This window comes from Actinomadura sp. KC345 (genome assembly GCF_004348515.1).
Taxonomy (GTDB): Bacteria; Actinomycetota; Actinomycetes; order Streptosporangiales; family Streptosporangiaceae; genus Spirillospora.
Window position 1 is genome coordinate 1 of sequence record NZ_SMKH01000544.1, and the last position, 1,926, is coordinate 1,926.

The 1,926-nt window shown below is 76.1% G+C and carries 3 protein-coding genes; 1 reads left to right on the forward strand and 2 read right to left on the reverse strand.

Annotation, left to right across the window (positions count from 1 at the left end):
• Positions 1-19: 19 nt before the first annotated feature.
• Positions 20-421, forward strand: a complete 402-nt coding sequence (locus E1281_RS39390) for a gas vesicle protein K (protein ID WP_243717813.1) — start codon at positions 20-22, stop codon at positions 419-421.
• A gap of 27 nt (positions 422-448) precedes the next feature.
• On the opposite strand, the gene E1281_RS39395 is transcribed toward E1281_RS39390, so the two are convergent.
• On the reverse strand, positions 449-1,312 hold the full coding sequence (locus E1281_RS39395) for a methyltransferase domain-containing protein (protein WP_131884771.1): 864 nt from the start codon (positions 1,310-1,312) through the stop codon (positions 449-451).
• An 86-nt stretch (positions 1,313-1,398) separates the two neighbouring features.
• A partial coding sequence (locus E1281_RS39400) for an ABC transporter ATP-binding protein (protein ID WP_131884772.1) occupies positions 1,399-1,926 on the reverse strand: 528 nt, incomplete at its 5' end.

Genomic DNA, 1,926 nt, shown 5'->3' on the forward strand with positions numbered 1-1,926 from the left:
CCCGTACACCGACGACATCCTGGCGGGCCGCACCGGCGGCTCGTCCCCGCACGCCCCGGTCCGCGCGGCCCCCGCCCGTGAGACGGACCGTGAGACGGACCGTGAGGCGGACCGCGAGCCGGGCCTGCGTGAACGCTCGTCCCGCACGATGCAGCGCCTGCGGTCCGACCCCGAGACCGTGGAACGCGACCTGGTCAAGCTCGTCCTCACCCTGGTCGAGCTGATCCGCCAATTGATGGAGCGCCAGGCGCTGCGCCGCGCCGAGGGCGGCGACCTGTCCGACGACCAGATCGAGGACCTCGGGCTGGCGCTGATGCGGCTGGAGGAGGCGATGACCCGGTTGAAGGACCATTTCGACCTCGACGACCACGACCTCAACCTCGACCTCGGCCCCCTCGGCCCGCTCCTCCCGGACGCCTGACCGGCACGGGGACCGCCCCGGGCGGGCTCAGGCGGGCGGGCCGACGGCGACCGCCTTGAAGAAGGTGTAGCAGAACGTCCCGTCCGGTTCCGCGGCGCGGCGCAGGCCGGCGACGCCGCGGTCCCAGTCCGCGGGCGTGGACAGCCCCGCCGCGACGGCCTCGTCGCCGACGCCTTCGACCATCGCGGTGAAGGTGTCCAGGGTGAACGCCCGCGCCAGGCCGGGCCGTGACCCGTCGGCGTACACGGTCCTGGGGGAGACGGCGACGCCGTCGTATCCGGCGCCGGCCACCAGCGGCCGCAGGCGCCGCCCGATGAGGGGGTCGCCGCCCTTCGCGGCCTGCAACGCGGCCAGGTGGCCGATCGCGGTCCGGGCGTGGGCGCTGTCGGGGTGCAGGAACGCCGAACCGTGGTCGCCCTCGATCACGGTGAGGGTCCCGCCCGGCCGCAGCACCCGCCGCAGCGCCACCAGCGCGGCATGCGGGTCGGGCAGATGCTCCAGGACGAAGCACACGAACACGTGGTCGAACTCGCCGTCCCCGAACGGCAGATCGTGCAGGTCGGCGCGCAGCCAGTCGACGCGCGCGCCCGGACGGTCCGCGGCGACGCGGGCGCGGGCCCGGGCCAGCGACTCGCCGGACACGTCGGCGGCGGTCAGGTGCGCGCCGGGGGAGCGGGAGAGCAGATGCACGGTCTGGGAACCGACCCCGCAGCCGGCCTCCAGCACCCGGCTCCCGGCCGGGTAGGACGTCCCGTCGTGCAGCAGCTCGGCGAGCGTGTCGGCCTGGTCGCCGAGGCGCTGCGCCTCCCGCCCGGAATATCCGTGCACGTACCCGCCGGTCTTCGCGCCGCTTGCGGGGGCGCCGTGCGCGGTCGTCGTCGTGGTCTCCATGTGATCACCATGGCGGCGCAATGGTCCGCACAACAGGTCCAATCACGACCGGCGAATCAGGTCCAATGCGCGGGCCGGGCCTCAGATCACGCGGCCATGAGCTCGGCGTCCCACAGGTCCCGGTACGCGCCCGGCGACGCGAGCAGCTCACCGTGCCGGCCCCGCTGCACGATCCGGCCCCGGTCCAGGACCACGACCTCGTCGGCGGCGTCCAGCGCCGCGAGCCGGTGCGTGACCAGCAGCAGCGTCCCGCCTCCCGGCGACCGCAGCAGGTCCCGGGTGAGCGCGTCCGCGGCCGCGGGGTCCAGCGCCTCGGCCGGCTCGTCCAGGACCAGGACCGGCGGGTCGGCCAGCAGCGCCCGCGCCAGCAGCAGCCGCTGCCGCTGCCCGCCCGACAGGCCCCGGCCGCCCGCGCCGACCACGGTGTCCCACCCGTCCGGCAGCGCGTGCACCACCTCGGTGAAACGCGCCCGCGCCGCCGCCGCCCGCAGCTGCGCCTCGCTCGCGTCCGGGCGGGCCAGCAGCAGGTTCGCGCGGACCGTCGCGGCGAACACGTGCGCGTCCTGCGCCAGCCCCCGCACCGCCCCTTGCACATCGCCGGCCGCGCAGCCGCC

Coding starts and splice junctions, on each gene's coding strand:
- E1281_RS39395 (WP_131884771.1), bottom strand. CDS start 1,312: ATGGAGACCACGACGACGACCGCGCACGGCGCCCCCGCAAGCGGCGCG.